This is a genomic window from Pseudomonas sp. NyZ201, from assembly GCF_049860765.1.
GTDB lineage: Bacteria > Pseudomonadota > Gammaproteobacteria > Pseudomonadales > Pseudomonadaceae > Aquipseudomonas > Aquipseudomonas bharatica.
Window position 1 is genome coordinate 4,530,855 of record NZ_CP187557.1, and the last position, 15,155, is coordinate 4,546,009.

The 15,155-nt window shown below is 66.8% G+C and carries 12 protein-coding genes; 1 reads left to right on the forward strand and 11 read right to left on the reverse strand.

The window, feature by feature from the left end; genetic code table 11:
• Positions 1 to 55: 55 nt before the first annotated feature.
• From ACPFMA_RS20120 to ACPFMA_RS20170, 11 genes are read right to left on the reverse strand one after another with little or no spacing between them, the layout of a single operon-like run.
• The gene (locus tag ACPFMA_RS20120) at positions 56 to 1,681 is read right to left on the reverse strand and encodes an arylsulfatase (protein ID WP_425928535.1); all 1,626 of its coding nucleotides are present in this window, start codon (positions 1,679 to 1,681) and stop codon (positions 56 to 58) included.
• A 16-nt stretch (positions 1,682 to 1,697) separates the two neighbouring features.
• Positions 1,698 to 2,486, reverse strand: a complete 789-nt coding sequence (locus tag ACPFMA_RS20125) for a cyclase family protein (protein ID WP_425928536.1) — start codon at positions 2,484 to 2,486, stop codon at positions 1,698 to 1,700.
• A gap of 11 nt (positions 2,487 to 2,497) precedes the next feature.
• Positions 2,498 to 3,484, reverse strand: coding sequence for an NAD-dependent epimerase/dehydratase family protein (locus ACPFMA_RS20130; protein WP_425928537.1), 987 nt, complete (start codon positions 3,482 to 3,484; stop codon positions 2,498 to 2,500).
• Entirely contained in the window at positions 3,475 to 4,467 is a 993-nt protein-coding gene (locus tag ACPFMA_RS20135) for a fumarylacetoacetate hydrolase family protein (RefSeq protein ID WP_425928538.1), read from the reverse strand. The genes ACPFMA_RS20130 and ACPFMA_RS20135 overlap by 10 nt, the downstream gene beginning before the upstream one ends.
• The gene (locus ACPFMA_RS20140; protein ID WP_064301991.1) at positions 4,464 to 5,036 is read right to left on the reverse strand and encodes a cupin domain-containing protein; all 573 of its coding nucleotides are present in this window, start codon (positions 5,034 to 5,036) and stop codon (positions 4,464 to 4,466) included. Before ACPFMA_RS20140 ends, ACPFMA_RS20135 begins: the two co-directional genes overlap by 4 nt.
• A gap of 14 nt (positions 5,037 to 5,050) precedes the next feature.
• Positions 5,051 to 5,818, reverse strand: a complete 768-nt coding sequence (locus ACPFMA_RS20145) for an SDR family NAD(P)-dependent oxidoreductase (protein ID WP_420058325.1) — start codon at positions 5,816 to 5,818, stop codon at positions 5,051 to 5,053.
• On the reverse strand, positions 5,815 to 7,002 hold the full coding sequence (locus tag ACPFMA_RS20150; protein ID WP_425928539.1) for an MFS transporter: 1,188 nt from the start codon (positions 7,000 to 7,002) through the stop codon (positions 5,815 to 5,817). Before ACPFMA_RS20150 ends, ACPFMA_RS20145 begins: the two co-directional genes overlap by 4 nt.
• A complete protein-coding gene (locus ACPFMA_RS20155; protein WP_420058327.1) occupies positions 6,992 to 9,412 on the reverse strand; it encodes an efflux RND transporter permease subunit in 2,421 nt (806 codons plus the stop codon). The genes ACPFMA_RS20150 and ACPFMA_RS20155 overlap by 11 nt, the downstream gene beginning before the upstream one ends.
• Before the next feature lie 5 nt (positions 9,413 to 9,417).
• A complete protein-coding gene (locus tag ACPFMA_RS20160) occupies positions 9,418 to 10,518 on the reverse strand; it encodes a WD40/YVTN/BNR-like repeat-containing protein (protein ID WP_425928540.1) in 1,101 nt (366 codons plus the stop codon).
• A gap of 58 nt (positions 10,519 to 10,576) precedes the next feature.
• Positions 10,577 to 11,941: a DUF1329 domain-containing protein gene (locus ACPFMA_RS20165; protein ID WP_064301987.1), complete on the reverse strand. Its 1,365-nt coding sequence runs from the start codon at positions 11,939 to 11,941 to the stop codon at positions 10,577 to 10,579.
• A 10-nt stretch (positions 11,942 to 11,951) separates the two neighbouring features.
• Entirely contained in the window at positions 11,952 to 13,631 is a 1,680-nt protein-coding gene (locus ACPFMA_RS20170; RefSeq protein WP_425928541.1) for a DUF1302 domain-containing protein, read from the reverse strand.
• 318 nt (positions 13,632 to 13,949) lie between these two features.
• On the opposite strand from ACPFMA_RS20170, the gene ACPFMA_RS20175 reads away from it, so the two are divergent.
• Positions 13,950 to 14,870, forward strand: a complete 921-nt coding sequence (locus tag ACPFMA_RS20175) for a LysR family transcriptional regulator (protein ID WP_064301985.1) — start codon at positions 13,950 to 13,952, stop codon at positions 14,868 to 14,870.
• Positions 14,871 to 15,155 lie beyond the last annotated feature (285 nt).

The following is a 15,155-nucleotide window of genomic DNA, read 5'->3' on the forward strand; positions in this document are numbered from 1 at the left end:
ACCGTAATCGCGGCGGTTCGGCGCTCCGATGAACCCGCTCCCACAGGGGACTGCGTCAATCTGCCGTGTTTTGCGGTGGGAAGACCACCCCAACCTCCCTCGCATACACCTGCCACTGCCGCTTCAAGCGCTCGAACACCTCGGGCTCGCGCGCGGCCAGGTCCTCCAATTCACCCCGGTCCCGCGCCACATCGAACAGTTGCCAGCGCGTGGGCTGCGGCGCCTGCCCCGGCATCGCCCAGGGGCGCAGCCCGAGCAGCTTCAGGTTGCCTTCGCGGTAATACAGGCTGCCAAACAACTCCCCGGCCAACGGTCGTTCCAGCGCACCCTTGCCCTCCAGCATCGGCAGCATCGAACGCCCGGTGATCGGGTGCTTGCCCTGCTCTTCGGGAACCGCCAGCCCGGCTATCTCGAGGAACGTTGGCGCCAGGTCGTCCACCCGCGCCACGCCATGTTCCACACCCTGGCGTGCCAGCGAACGAGGCATGTGCACGATCGCCGGCACGCTGATCCCGCCCTCCGCGGTGCTGCCCTTGAACAGGCGCAGCGGCGCCGCACTCACCTCGGCCCAGCGCAGCCCGTAGTCGATCTGCGAGCCACGCTGCCCCAGGTTCTCCAGGCTGTTATCGGTATGGGCGCCCGCCGGGTAGAACTGCTCGTGCCGCTCCCCTGCCGCGCCGTTGTCGGACATGAACACCACCAGGGTGTTGTCGTATTGCCCGGTGCTTTTCAGGTAGTCCAGCAGGCGCCCGATGTTGTAGTCGAGGTTGCCGACCATGGCGGCGTAGATCTCCATCTTGCGCGCCTCGACACGGCGCTGCTGCGGGCTCAACTGCTCCCAGCCCGGCAGGTCCGCGGCCACCGGCAGGCGCTGTGCGGCGACGAAGTCCTCCGGCAGCAGGCCCTTCTCGCGCTGGCGTTCGATGCGCGCCTGGCGGACCTTGTCGTAGCCCTGGTCATACAGCCCGCGAAACTTCTCCAGCCAGGCCTGCGGCGCCTGCAACGGCCAGTGCGGCGCGGTGTAGGCCGCGTAGGCGAAGAACGGCTTGCCGCTGTCCTGGCCCTTGCGCAGGTAGTCGATCAGCTTGTCGGTGTAGAAGTCCGAGGAGTAGAAATTCTCCGGCAATTCCACCGGCTGGCCATTCTCGCGATAGGTAATACGTTCGATCTTCGCCGTCGGTTGCGTCGGGGGCTTGAAGTGCACGCCGCCCCCTTCGAGCAGGGTGAACGACTGCTCGAAGCCACGCCGGTCAGGGCCCTGGTCGGGCCCAAGGCCAAGGTGCCACTTGCCGACCATGCTGGTGCGATAACCCCCCTCGCGCAGCAGTTCGGCAATCGAATGGGATTGCGGGTTGAGGTAGCCCTCATACCCCGGTTTGCCGCGCTGGAACGGCTGGATCGCCTCCTCCATGGTGCCCAGCCCGGCCAGGTGGTTGTCGGTGCCGGACATCAGCATCGCCCGGGTCGGCGAGCAGGTCGGCGCGGCGTACATATGGGTCAGTTGCAGGCCATGGGCAGCCAGTTGGTCGAGGTTGGGCGTGGCGATCTCGCCGCCAAACGAACCCAGGTCGGAGTAGCCGAGGTCGTCGGCCAGGATCAGCAGGATATTCGGCCGCTCGGCAGCCACGGCAGCGCCGGACACGAGACATGCCAGCGCAGTGAGCAGGAAGGGAAAACGCACGGGAACCTCGCTGTTCTTATTCTTCGAAGATCGCCACGGCGCGAACGAAGCCGGCGGAGGCGTGCTTGATCTTGTACGGGAAGCAGGACACCAGGAAACCGCTGGCCGGCAGGTTGTCGAGATTGGCCAGTTTTTCCATCTGCCCGTAGCCGATATCGCGCCCGGCCTTGTGCCCTTCCCAGATGATCGAGGCATCGCCACTTTCGGCGAAGCGCTGGCGGGTGAAACTGAACGGTGCATCCCAGCTCCAGGCATCGGTGCCCACCACCCGCACGCCGCGATCGAGCAGGTACAGGGTGGCCTCGCGGCCCATGCCGACGCCGGCATCCAGGTAGCCCGGCTGGCCGAACAGGCTGCCGGCCCGGGTATTGACCAGGACGATGTCCAGCGGCTGCAGTTCATGGCCGATGCGCCGCAACTCGGCTTCGACCTCGGCCGCGCGAACCACATGCCCATCCGGCAGATGACGGAAGTCGAGCTTCACCCCGGGTTGCAGGCACCATTCCAGCGGTAGCTCGTCGATACCGAAGGCCGGCTTGCCGCCGTCGGTGGTCGAGGCGTAGTGCCAGGGCGCGTCCATGTGGGTACCGCTGTGGGTAGTGATGGACAGGCGCTCGGCAGCCCAGGACTCGGCGCCCGGCATCTGCTCGATGGCCAGCCCCGGAAACATCGCGGCCATTTCCGGCCAGCCCTGCTGGTGGTCCATGTAGTCGATCTTCGGCAGCAACGGCGGCGGATCGGTGTAAGGGTTGTTGTCCAGGGTCACCGACAGGTCGACCAGGCGGCGTTTGCGACTCAGGGTCATGGGGATTCCTCTCAGGCGGTTGCGGTGAACGCCCGTGAACCACGGACGCGTTGGGTAAGGTCGAGGGCCTGGCGCACCAGCGCCCTGGCCGTGCCGTCATGCTGGAAACCACGCTGCCGGGCCAGGGGCGTGCGCATCGGCGGGAAGCGTCCGAACAGCGCTTCCAGCGCCGGGTCAGGCTGGTAATCGATCAGGCTGCGGCGTTCCTCACCGAAGACCTGCGCCAGCGCATCCACCACCGCAGCGATGGACAGGTGCAGCACCGGCAGTTGCCACACCCGGCACGGCGCATCGGCGTGCAGTTCGAATTCGGCGGCATGCAGCAGGTTGTCGACGCAGCAGGCCGCCGACATCCACCAGGCCGTGGCCTGGGGCGAGACCGGGCAGGTGTAGCGCTGCCCGGCCGCGAAACGTTGCAGCAACTCGCTCATGAACGCCGAACGCAGCCCGGCGCCGTCGCCGGGCCGGGCGACGATGCCGGGCAGGCGCAGGGCGCGGCCATCCACTTCGCCGCGCCGGGCCAGATCGCCGAGCTGCTGTTCGATCATCACCTTGTGCGCGCCATAGGACAGCGCCGGGCGTGTCGGTTGCTGCTCGTCCATGCGCAACGGCAGGTCAGCGCCGTAGACCGCGACGCTGCTGGCATACACCAGTACCGGCGGGCGTTGCGCATTGCGCAGCAGCTCCAGCAACTGCAGGCTGGCAAGCAGGTTGACCTGGCGGCCGAGCGCGTAGTTTTCCTCGGCCGCGCCGCCCGCGATGCTGACCAGGTGGAAGATCACATCAACCCCGTCGGCCAGCCCCCTGCGCAGCAACGCCGGGTCGGTGATACTGCCGGCCAGATGACGCAGGCGCGGGTCTTCGGCAAAGCCGCCGAGCTGCTGGTCGAGCAGGATCAGCGCCTCGATGCGCCGACCGCGCAACTGCCCGGCGGCCAACAGGCGCCGGACCAACCGACGCCCGAGGAACCCGCCCGCCCCGGTGACCATTACGCGCATGGCGCACCTGCCTGGACCACCTGCTGGTCGATGGCGCCGAACAGTGGCGAGCCATCGCGGCAGCGGGCCTCCATGCGCACGCGCTCGCCGAAGTGCATGAACGCGGTACGCGGCGAGCCGTGTTCGAGCATTTCCACTGCGCGGCGCTCGGCGATGCAGGCCGAACCGACGCTGCGGTCGGCATTGGACACCGTGCCCGACCCAATCACGGTGCCGGCGCTAAGACGTCGGGTCAGGGCCGCGTGGGCGATCAACTGGTGGAAACCGAAATGCATGGCGCCACCGTCGGGATGGCCGAACCATTGGCCATTGCGCTGTACATGCAGGGGCAGGTGCACCCGGCCTTCGTGCCAGTCCTCGCCCAGTTCATCCGGGGTGACCGCCACCGGGGCGAAGCTGGAGGACGACTTGGCCTGGACAAAGCCAAAGCCGGTCTTCATTTCCCGGGGCGCCAGGGCACGCAGGCTGACATCGTTGAGCTGCAGGACCAGGCGTACATGCCCGAGCGCCTGTTCGGCGGAGCAGCCCAGGGGCACCTCGTCCACCACCACGGCGAATTCGCCTTCGAAATCGATGCCATGGGCTTCATTGGGCAGCGGGATGTCCTGGCGCGGGCCGAGGAAATCGTCGCCGGCGCCCTGGTACATCAACGGTGTGTCCTCGACGCCTTCGATAGGATCGAGGCGGAAAGCGCGCTGCATCAGCTCGCCATGGCTGAGGAAGCACGAGCCGTCCAGCCATTGCCAGGCTCGCGGCAGCGGGGCCATGGCCTGCTGCGGATCGAAGTCGAAGGCAGTATCCAGCGCAGCGCTGTTCAACGCTTGGTAGCGAGCCAGCAGGCGCGGTTCGAGCTGCGCCCAATCGTCGATTGCCGCCTGCAAGGTCGCGGCGATATCGCCGGCGTCGACCGCCCGGCGCAAGTCCCGGGATACCAGGTGCAGACGACCGTCGCGGCTGCCATCGGCCAGGGTCGCGAGCTTCATGCCAGTACCTCCTGCAGCGGCTCGGCATAACGCCCGTCGAGAAGGATGAAGACCATCCGCGCCATCGCTTCGGTGCGGTTGCTCCAGGCATGGTTGGTGCCGCGCTGGACCACGATATCGCCGCGCTTGAGGTGCACGTCCTCGTCATCCAGCACCAGCCACACTTCACCTTCGGTGACGATGCCGTAGTCGAGGGTTTCGGTGCGGTGCATCAGCTTGTGGCGGGACTCGCCCGTACCGGTGCCGGCATGGGACTCGCCGATTTCGGCGAATACCGCCGCCGCCTCGGCAGCACTGACCTGGTTCTGCACGCTGTCCGGCGGAATATCCACCACGCGGATCAGGCTGCCGAAGGCCGACGGGCTGAGCACCAGCGGCCTGAGGGTCGGGTCCGCGCCATTGTCGATCACGGCCGGGCTGGCATCGCTGCTCCAGACCTCATGGAAAACCGTACCGGGCACAGCCTTGAGTTCGAGGCTGGTGGGCACGGCGCCAACCAGTGCCGCCAGGGCCGTGCCGGTAGCGCTATGGCCGGTGACGACACGTTTGAAGGGGGGAAGTGCTTGCATGTGATGTACTCCGTTCAGTTGCCGTCGCCGATAGTGGTTCCGCCATCGACGATCAGGTTTTGTCCACAGATGAAGGCGCCACCGGGGGCCGCCAGGAGCAAGGCCAGGGCCGCCACTTCGTCCGCCACGCCGACCCGGCGCAAAGGCGTGAGCGCCAGACGGCGCTGCATGACGTCAGGGTTGTCGGTGAGCGGGCGGGCGAACTCGGTCTGGATCACTCCCGGGCTGATGGCGTTTACCCGGATATTCGCCGGCCCCCACTCCACCGCCAGGTTGCGCGCCAGTTGCGCCAGTGCCGCCTTGCTCAGGCCGTAGGCGCCAAGGGCCTTGTTGCCGCGCACACCGGCGATACTGGCCATCAGCACCACGCTGCCACCACCACGCTTGGCCATGCCGGGTAGCAGCGCGCCGGTCAGCCACAAGGCACTTTCCAGGTTGACGCCGAGGGTGGTGCGCCACTGCGCCTCGTCGAGGCTGTGCAACGGGCCAAAATGCGCAGCAACGCCGGCGTTGCACACCAGCACATCCACTTCGCTTGCCTCGCCAGCCAGGGCCAGGACCTGCTCGCGGTCAGCCAGATCGGCAGGACAGGCCTGCGCGTCGATGCCCTCCTCGCCCAGTTCGGCGACGGCGCGCTGGCAGTCCTCGCGGCTCTCGCTGCTGATCACCAGCCGGGCCCCGGCCTGCCCATAGAGGCGGGCGATCGCCAGACCGATACCACGGGTCCCACCGGTGACCAGGGCGCTCTTGCCGGTGAGGGAAAACAACGGATGCAGGTTCATCCGATGGCCCTCGCCGAGGGCGCCGGCATCCAGCGCGGCAGCGCCAGGCAGACCAGGGCCAGCAGCAGTTGCGCCAGCGCCACCACGGCCAGGGCACCGGGGAGTGCCTGCGCACTGCCCGAGGTCAGCGCCAGCACCGCCAGCGGGCTGGCGAATTCGCCGGCGAACAGCGCCGCGGTGAAGCCGCCGGTGGCACGCCCGCGCTGGGCCATGCCGGCACGGGACATTACCCAGGTGATCAGGGTCGGCAGCATCAGGCCGATGCCCAGGCCATTGAGGGCGACGGCCGGGGTCAGCCACAGCGCATCCGGCGCCTGGGCCATCAGACCGCCGCCAATGCCCGCGGTAACGAAGGCCAGCGCCAGCACGTGCTGGCGCGCCCAGCCATGCAACAGGCGGAACCCCAGGGCGCCGAGCATCACGCCCAACTGGTTGGCGCCCATGACCATGCCGATCTGCTGCGGCGATTCGACATGCAGCAAGCCGAGCAGGAAGCCCGCCTGTACCGGCACGATGAACAGGCTGACGCCCGCCAGCAGGCTGAACAGGTACAGCGGCAACAGGGCGCCCCACGGGAAGCCGGCAACACCGCTTTCCAGCCGGACCTCGCTCGCCTCGCCTTCCCAGAGCAGCCAGGCCATCAGCGGCAGCAACAGCAGCCCGACGCCGTACAGCATGTAGGGTGTGCGCCAGCTCTCCTGCCCCAGCGCCCCGCCCACGGCAATGAACAGCGCCGCCGACAGCGAGGTGCAGACCATCTGCAAGGCGAACAAGCGTTCGCGCCGGGCGCCCTGGTAGTAATCGCCGATCAGGGTGGTACAGCAGGTCATGATCCCTGCCTCTGCCAGACCCAGGCCGGCACGGCTGGCGACGATCGCCGGCAGCGACTCCAGCCACAAGGGCAGCAGGCCGAACAGGCTGTAGAGCAGCATCGAGCCGAGCAGCAGCGGCTTGCGCCCGAGACGGTCGGCGATGATGCCGGCGAAGGGCGCGAGCAAGGCGATCACCAGTGCCGGGATGGTCAGGCTGACCGGGACCAGCACCGAGACCAGCGGATCGTCGCCAAAGTGCGCCTGCATCCGTGGCAACACCGGGGCCAGCAGCACCGCGCCAAGGACCGGCAGGCAACTGCCCAGCAACAACAACAGGGATTGCGGCAAACCCGCCTGGGCTTCACGACGCATGGGAGACCTCCTGGCGTACGGACGATTCGGTAGGGAGGGACGCCGGACGCACCGGCAGGAGGAAACGCGCCAGGGCCGGCAGCAGCACCAGCGCGCCGACCATGTTCCAGACGAACATGAAGGCCAGCAGCACGCCCATGTCGGCCTGGAACTTGATGGGCGAGAACATCCAGGTGCCGACGCCGATGGCCAGGGTCACGCCGGTCAGCATCACCACCTTGCCGGTGGACACCAGGGCCCGGTAATAGGCCTCGGACAGGCTGGCGCCCTGGCGCAGGTGGGCGAGCAGGATGCTCATCACGTACAGCGCGTAATCGACACCGATGCCCACGCCCAGGGCGATCACCGGCAAGGTGGCGACCTTGACCCCGATGCCCAGCCAGACCATCAGCGCTTCGCAGAGGATCGAGGTGAGCATCAGCGGGATCACCGCGCAGAGCGTGGCGCGCCAGGAACGGAAGGTCAGCAGGCACAGCAGGATCACCGCGCCGTAGACCCAGAACAGCATTTCGCGGTTGGCCTCGCGCACGACGATATTGGTCGCCGCCTCGATGCCCGCGTTGCCGGCGGCCAGGAGGAATTTCACCTCGGCGGTGTCATTGGCCGCGGCGAAACCCTCCACATGCTGCACCAGCCGGGTCAGGGTCTCGGCCTTGTGATCGGTGAGGTAGACGTACAGCGTCAGCAGGTTGCACGCCTCGTTGTACAAGCCGCGCGGGGCGCTGGCGGTGATCATGTTGAGCATCGCCTGGTTGTTCTGCAGCTCGTACCACTTGGGGTTGCCCTCCGACAACCCGACCAGCATGCGCCGGTTGAGCAACGCCAGGGAGTTGGTCGAGTCCACGCCCGGCAGGCTGCGTAGCTGCCAGTCCAGCTCGTCCACCTTGCGCAGCACGTCGTAGCGCGCACAGGCCCCGGCTGGGGTCTGCACCATGATCGCGAACAGGTCGCTGCTGGCGCCGTAGGCCTGGGTCATGAAGGCGTCGTCGCGGTTGTAGCGCGAGTCGGCACGCAGCTCCGGGGCACCGGCGTCGAGGTCACCGATGGCCAGGTGCAGGCTGACCAGGAAACCCAGCACCGCCAGCACCAGGCTGACGCCGATGCACAGGCTTGCCCAGGGCTTGCGGGTGAACAGGTCAAGAAAGCGCCAGAACGGATGGCGGGCCTTGCCGCTCTGCTCGGCGCGCTCGCTGCGCAGGCTGATCGCGGCAGCACGGGGGCTGACGCCGACGTACGAAAGCAGCACCGGCAGCAGGATCAGGTTGGTGAAGATCAGCACCGCCACGCCGATACTGGCGATGATGGCCAGGTCCTGGATCACCTTGATCTGGATGATCATCAGCACCGCGAAGCCCACCGCATCGCAGAGCAAGGCGGTGAGGCCGGCGAGGAACAGGCGGCGGAAGGTGAAGCGCGCAGCGACCACACGGTGCATACCGCGCCCGATGTCCTGCATGATCCCGTTCATCTTCTGCGCGCCATGGCTCATGCCGATGGCGAAGACCAGGAACGGCACCAGCACCGAATAAGGATCGAGCTGGAAATCCAGGAGCGGCAGCAGCCCCAGCTGCCAGACCACCGCAACCAGCGAGCAGATCACCACCAGCAAGGTGCTGCGCACGCAGCGGGTGTAGGCGTAGAGCACCGCCGTGGTGATGAGGATGGCCACGGCGAAGAACACCAGGATCTGTTGCAGGCCATCGATCAGGTCGCCGACTTTCTTGGCGAAGCCGGTGACATGAATAGCGATGCCATCCTTGGCGAACTCGCCGCGCAACGCCTCCAGCTGCCCGGCCAGTACCGCATAGTCCAGCGCCTTGCCGTCCGGGGTGCGGGCCAGCAGCGGGACCTGGATGATGCTGGAGCGCTGGTCGAAGGCCACCAGTTGGCCGATCTCGTTGGACAACTGCACGTTGCGCCGCAGCTCGGCGAGGGACTCGGGGCTGCCGTTGTAGTCGTCGGGGATGACCGGGCCGCCATCGAGTCCGTCCTCGGTCACCGAGACCCAGCGGGTGGCCGGGGTCCATAGCGACTTCATGTAGGCCCGATCGACGCCGGGCAGCAGGTAGATGCGTTCGCTGAGTTTCTGCAGGGTGTCCAGGTAGGCCGTGTCATAGATTTCGCCGCGCGTGTTGGCGACGGCAATGCGCAAGGTATTGCCCAGGCCGGACAGTTCCTTTTGCCGCTCCAGGTAGTTGGCGATATAGGGATGCCCGGTGGGGATCATCTTCTCGAAACTGGCATTGAGCTCCAGGCGCGTGGACTGCCAGCCCAGCACCAGGGTGGTCAGCAGGCACAGCAACAGGACCCAGTGCCGGTGGTTGAACAGGGCCCGCTCGATCAGCGAGCCGGAACGCGGGTCGAACCCGTCCGGGCTGCCCGGGTCGGGATGGCGGCTTGCGCAATTCATGGCGATCACTCCGAAGCGGAAAGGGTAGGCGCGGCGACGCGGGACAACCCGGTGAATCCGGCGGTCACCAGGCTGCCGTCGGCGGCCTGGACTACCGCCGCCACCGGCTTGCGCTGCGGGGTAAAGGCGGGCTCCAGGCCACCGGCGGCACTGGTGAACAGCCCACCGGACTGATTGCTCAGCAGCACCCGGCCATCGCCGAGGGTAATGGCGTCGCTGAACGACACCGGGGCCAGGGTCGGCAGCGCTTCGGCCTGTTGCGCCCCCGCGGCGAGGACGAAGGCGTTGCCCTTGAGCCCACCGATCAGCAGCGCGCCGTCGGCCCGGGTGGCAAGGGTGAACAGGCTGCCGTGATAAGGGCTGGGCAGCGGGTGGAAATGCTCGCCATCGTCGGAACGGGCCAGGTAGCCCTGTTCGCCAGCCAGCACCCAGGACTCGCCCTGGCGCGCCACGGCATACAGATGCAGGCCGTCGGGGTTGTCGATGCGGCCCATCAGCGAGTGCCAACTGGCGCCGCCATCGTCGCTGCGCAGGGCCAGGCCATAGGCACCGACCACCAGCACGCTGCGCTCATCCCTGGCGGCCACGGCGAGGAAGGGTTTGTCCGCGGCTTCGCCGGCGATGCGCTCGGCGGTTTCCAGCCGCGTCACGGCCGTCTCGTCCTGCGGCGTCTGCTGCGCGGCGCGGCGGGCATCCTCCAGTTCGACTTGCGCGGCGCGCTCGCCGTCCAGTTGCAGGCTCCAGCGCTCGCCGCCATCGCGGGTCGCCAGGACCACCCCGGAATGTCCTGTCACCCAGCCGTTTCGGGCATCGGCAAAGGCTACGGCGGTCAGGCCCACCGAGACCGGCACCGCAACCTGGCGCCAGTGCTGGCCGTTGTCGTCGGAGAGCAGGATCAGCCCGCGCTCGCCCACCGCCACCAGCCGCTCGCCGGCCCGGGCCAGGGCGGTGAAGACGGCGCGCTGCGGATGGGCGATCTGCATCGCCGGGCTTTGCAGGACATCGCCGACCGCACGCTGCTGCAGCATGGCCTGGGCCTGGCAAGTGGAAGCCAGCGGCAAGGCGAGGACCAGCAGCAGGCCGCTCGACTGAAGCAATCTGTTCATGTCTACCTCGAAATCCAGTACCGATCGGGAGGGCAGCGCCTGCCCTCCTCCTTCGCGGTCAGCGCACGCCGCGCCCGGCCATTGCCGCCGGGGAGAACTCGGCCGCCTTGTAGCGATCGACCACGGCGTACTGCTGGTCCTTGCCGGCGTAGAGGTTCTGGATGAACCAGGCACCGGAGACCAGGTCGTAGAAGCCCGACGACAACTGGGCAACGGCCGGCAGGTCGGGCATTACCGACGGCAGCGACCACAAGGTCTTGGCCAGTTGGCCGTTGGCGTCCCAGCGGTCGCCGAGCATGGCTTGCCAGGTGTCTTCGTCGAGGTAGTAGCGGCCCTTGGGCAATTGGTGGCGCTTGCCCGGCGCCAGGTCGGCTTCCACCACCCACACCCGGTGCAGTTCCCAGCGCACGTAGTCGGGGTTGAGGTGATGCTTGGCGAACAGGTCTTCGGGTTTGGCGGCGGTCTGCACCTTGTTGGTGTTGTAGGGGATGTACATCTCCTGCTTGCCCACCAGCTTCCAGTCGAAGCGGTCCATGCGGCCCTGGAACACGCTCAGTTCGTCGAACGACATGACTCCGGCAGTGGCCGGCGTCGGCGTGTCGCAGCAGGCGTTGGGCAGCTTGCGCACGCGGCGCTGGCCGGTCAGGTAGACGTGGGCCTGGGACTTGTCGCCGTTGATGTTGGTACGCCCCATGATCTGCTCGCCGGCACGCAGGGCCGGGCCGACGTTGAGCAGACGGAACAGCCAGTAGTCACCGTCGAAGCTGGCCGCGTTGCCGTCCTGGTAGTAGTAGGGCATCTCCTGCACGGCCTTGCCGTCGGTGGTCATCACCTGGGCGCCGTCGGCGGTCATCAGGTAATGGCGGAAGTCCATGGCCAGGGACACGCCGCGCCAGTTCAGCAGGTGGTTCCACATGGCCTCGGCACCGTTCTTCGGCAGCGGGAACGGGATGCCGCCATAGGCGCCTTCCGGCACCGGGCCGGCACTGCTCTGCACCAGCTTCGCCTCGCGGGCATTCCTGAGGGTGTTGTCGTAGACCCACTGCGGCGCGGCAGCCGTGCGCCGGGTCGGGTAGACATCGATGCGGTAGCTCTCCGGGTAACGCTTGAACATGGCCTTGGTGCCGTCGCTGAGCCTGGCGGCGTACTGGTCGAGATTCTTCGCGGTGATGCTGTACAGCGGCTTGTCGCCGGCGAACGGATCATTGCGCTTGCCACCCTGTTTGAACGAGGGATCGACCTTGGTGTAGCCGCCGTCCCAGGCCGGGATGCTGCCGTCGGCGTTGCCGGCGCGCTCGGCGCCTAGTGGCGTGAGCTGCTTGCCGAGGTCGTCGGCGCCCGCCGCCACTGCCGGCTGCAGGCCCAGGACTGCGCTGCAAAGCAAGGAGGCACAGAAAGTCTTGAGAGCGAAAGGAATGTTCACGGAGATCCCCTCAGAATGTTGTTTTAACCGAGAAGGCCAGGTAGTCCCGGTCTTTCAGTGCTTGTTTGAAGGTGAATCGGGAGAGGGCATCGAGGTTGGTGTCCTCGGGGCCGTAGTAGTGGGTGTAGGTCAGGCCGAAGGTCACCCGGTCGAGGTAGGTGGCGCTGACCCCGACGTTGAAATCGCCGCCGCGGTCCGGGCCGAAGCTGCTGACCACCGCCGACTTGCCCATGGGGAAGTAGCTGATGCCCAGCGGCACGCTGAGGTCGATGCCGGGGAACACCTGGCGGTAGGTCGGGGTGTAGACCAGCTTGAGGCCGACACCGTCGTCGGTGGCACCCGGATCCAGGGCCGCGCGGTTCTTCGTCACGCTGAGCAGGCGGTTCCAGGCCACCTCGCCGACCAGGCTGGCCTCGTTGGCGATGAAGGACGGGCCCAGCGAGGCGATCATGTTCAGGTTGAGGTGCGCAGTGCGGCCGACGGCGTAGAGCGGGTGGTCGTCGTTATCGGCAACCACGCCGGCACCGATGGTCTGGCCATTGGAAACCAGCGGCATGTTCCAGCGCATGGAGGCTTCACCGGCGAAGCTGTATTCATCGATGCTGGTGGCGAAGCTGGCGCCCAGCGCGCGGATGTCTTCCGGGTAGACCCAGTAGTACTCGCCGATCTGTCCGCTGGCGTAGTTGGGCCCGGTGGCGCTGGGCTTGAGGTACAGCTTGGGCGACTTGTCGTGGTACTGGATGGCGTACAGGCCGTACTCGACGGTGTCGGCGGTGTAGCGCAACTGCAGGCCGCCCTGCCCCGAGCTTTTCGCGTCCTTGTCCTTGCCGTGGAAGAACGCCGCCGGGCTGTCCGGATTGCCGCCGAGAAACGCCGGGAAGGGTTCGCCGACGATCAGGCGTTCGTTGCCGGTGCCGATGGTGTCGCTGACCGAGAAGTAGCTGCCGGCGCCCGGCAGGCGGGTTTCTTCCCATTCGAACTGGTAGTAGGCGCCGACGGAAAGCGCGTCGGTGAGCTGGTAGGTGCCGGACAACTGGCTGACCGGACGGGTGATTTCCTTGAACTGGGTGTTGGGCACCGAAACCGCCTTGACCACATCCACCGGGGCCATGCCGCCGGCAATGCCGTTCGCGCCGAAGAACAGGCTTTCGCCCCAGATCAGGCCGTGGCGACCAAGACGCACCGAGGCGGCGCGGTCGGCGACATCGCCGTTCCAGTAAACGAAGGCATCCAGCAGTTCGCCGTCGCCGCCGTGCAGGTGACGGGTGTCATCGCTGAACCGGTCGTAGGCCACCGAGCGCACATTGGCCCGGGACGGGTCGTTGTTGTCGTTGTCCTTCTGATATTCGGTGTCGTACCAGGCCGCGCCGCTGACCCGGGCGCCGAAGTCGCGGTAGCCGATGTCCAGCTCGGAAAGGATGTCCAGGCGGTTGGAGATCAGGCCCTTGGCGAAGGCACGGTCGCCGTCGTCCTGGTTGAGAGCGACCTGGCCGCGGGTGAGCTTGCTGCTCTGGTCCTGGGTGCGCCAGGCGGCGCTGTACTTGAGTGTGTTGTCCCAGCGCAGGCTCAGGTCCGGGTTGCCGGTCTGCATTTCGAATGCCTGGGCGCCGGGAATGCCCATGACCAGCGCTGCAGCGAGCGTCAGGGTGGAAGGCGCACGCCGCGATGCGGCGATGGAGCGAATAGCCATCGAACGAACCCTCTTTTATTGTTTTTGTTGGCATCTTTTCCTGGCCACCACCGGCCGGTAAGGCAGCCGGACCGGTTCTGGGTCGTGTGCCAGGGGTGGCATCGCCCGGCGGGATAGACCGGACGACGGGCACAGGTTGACCTGCACGGCTGTCTCTGACTAATCGCTTGTCGGGATGCGACCTATCGAGCGGCGCGATACCTCGAAGGCATCGCGCAGGGGGATATCAGGCATCGGCAAAAGCGATACCCGGGCGCATTGACGGCGCGCGAGCGCGACCGGAAGGTATCGGCAAAACAACTACAAGAAGCCCGAGCCATGCGTTTTCACCATCTGGACCTCAACCTGCTGGTTGCCCTGGACGTGCTCCTCGAAGAGCAGAACATCACCCGCACCGCCGAACGCCTGCACATGACCCAGTCCGCCACCAGCGGAGTGCTGGGGCGCCTGCGCACCTTCTTCGAAGACGAATTGCTGGTGCAGGTCGGCCGGCGCATGCAACCTACGCCCTATGCCCTGGAGCTGGCCGGGCCGGTGCGCGAGGTGCTGCTGACCATTCGCTCATCCATCACCGCGCGGCCGGTGTTCGACCCGGCGGCCAGCAAGCGGCATTTTCGTTTGGTGACCTCGGATTACTTGATCAGCGTGCTGTTCGCCCAAGTCATCCAGCGGATTCACCAGGAGGCGCCGGGGATTACTTTCGAGATGCTCAGCCCCGGCGACAACAGCTCCGAACTGCTGATCCGCGGCGAGGTGGACCTGATGATCGTGCCCGAGCGCTACCGGATCGACGATCACCCGGCGCAGCTGCTGTTCGAGGAAGACCATGTCTGCGTGGTCTGGCGCGACAACCCGGAGGTCGGCGACAGCCTGAGCCTGGAGCAATACCTGGCCATGGGGCATATCTCGGTGGGTTTCGGCCGCAACCGGCACCTGAGCATCGAGGACTGGATCATGAACCAGTACGGGGTGAAGCGGCGCCTGGAGGTGATCACCAACGACTTCAACACACTCGCGCAGCTGCTGGTCGGCACGCCCCGGCTGGCGACCATGCACCGGCGCCTGGCGCAGCTTTATGCGCGGTACCTGCCGCTGAGGATATTGCCGACACCCATGGAGATTCCGCTGATGGGCGAATACATGCTGTGGCACCGCAGCATGGAAGGCGATCCGATGCTGAAGTGGTTGCGCGGGCGGATTCGGGATTGCATTCAGGATATCGATCTGCCGGTGACCTGATGGAGCCGGCCACAGAACTCCGGCTCGACTCGGTCGACTGTGGGAGCGGGTTTTACCCGCGATGACGGCGGTGAATACACTACCGCTATCGCTGGCAAGCCAGCTCCCACAGGGTCCTGCGTCGGCCACGGAATTCCGGCTCGAACCGATCGACTGTGGGAGCGGGTTTACCCGCAATGACGGTGGTGAATCCACTACCGCTATCGCTGGCAAGCCAGCTCCCACAGGGTCCTGCGCCGGCCACAGAATTCCGGTGCGACTCGATCGACTGTGGGAGCTGGCTTG

What these genes read in the sequence shown, in the direction of transcription:
- ACPFMA_RS20145 (WP_420058325.1), bottom strand. Translation starts at nt 5,818, where the DNA reads ATGAACCTGCATCCGTTGTTTTCCCTCACCGGCAAGAGCGCCCTGGTC.
- ACPFMA_RS20170 (WP_425928541.1), bottom strand. Translation starts at nt 13,631, where the DNA reads ATGGCTATTCGCTCCATCGCCGCATCGCGGCGTGCGCCTTCCACCCTG.
- ACPFMA_RS20150 (WP_425928539.1), bottom strand. Translation starts at nt 7,002, where the DNA reads ATGCGTCGTGAAGCCCAGGCGGGTTTGCCGCAATCCCTGTTGTTGTTG.
- ACPFMA_RS20125 (WP_425928536.1), bottom strand. Translation starts at nt 2,486, where the DNA reads ATGACCCTGAGTCGCAAACGCCGCCTGGTCGACCTGTCGGTGACCCTG.
- ACPFMA_RS20175 (WP_064301985.1), top strand. Translation starts at nt 13,950, where the DNA reads ATGCGTTTTCACCATCTGGACCTCAACCTGCTGGTTGCCCTGGACGTG.
- ACPFMA_RS20160 (WP_425928540.1), bottom strand. Translation starts at nt 10,518, where the DNA reads ATGAACAGATTGCTTCAGTCGAGCGGCCTGCTGCTGGTCCTCGCCTTG.
- ACPFMA_RS20135 (WP_425928538.1), bottom strand. Translation starts at nt 4,467, where the DNA reads ATGAAGCTCGCGACCCTGGCCGATGGCAGCCGCGACGGTCGTCTGCAC.
- ACPFMA_RS20130 (WP_425928537.1), bottom strand. Translation starts at nt 3,484, where the DNA reads ATGCGCGTAATGGTCACCGGGGCGGGCGGGTTCCTCGGGCGTCGGTTG.
- ACPFMA_RS20140 (WP_064301991.1), bottom strand. Translation starts at nt 5,036, where the DNA reads ATGCAAGCACTTCCCCCCTTCAAACGTGTCGTCACCGGCCATAGCGCT.
- ACPFMA_RS20155 (WP_420058327.1), bottom strand. Translation starts at nt 9,412, where the DNA reads ATGAATTGCGCAAGCCGCCATCCCGACCCGGGCAGCCCGGACGGGTTC.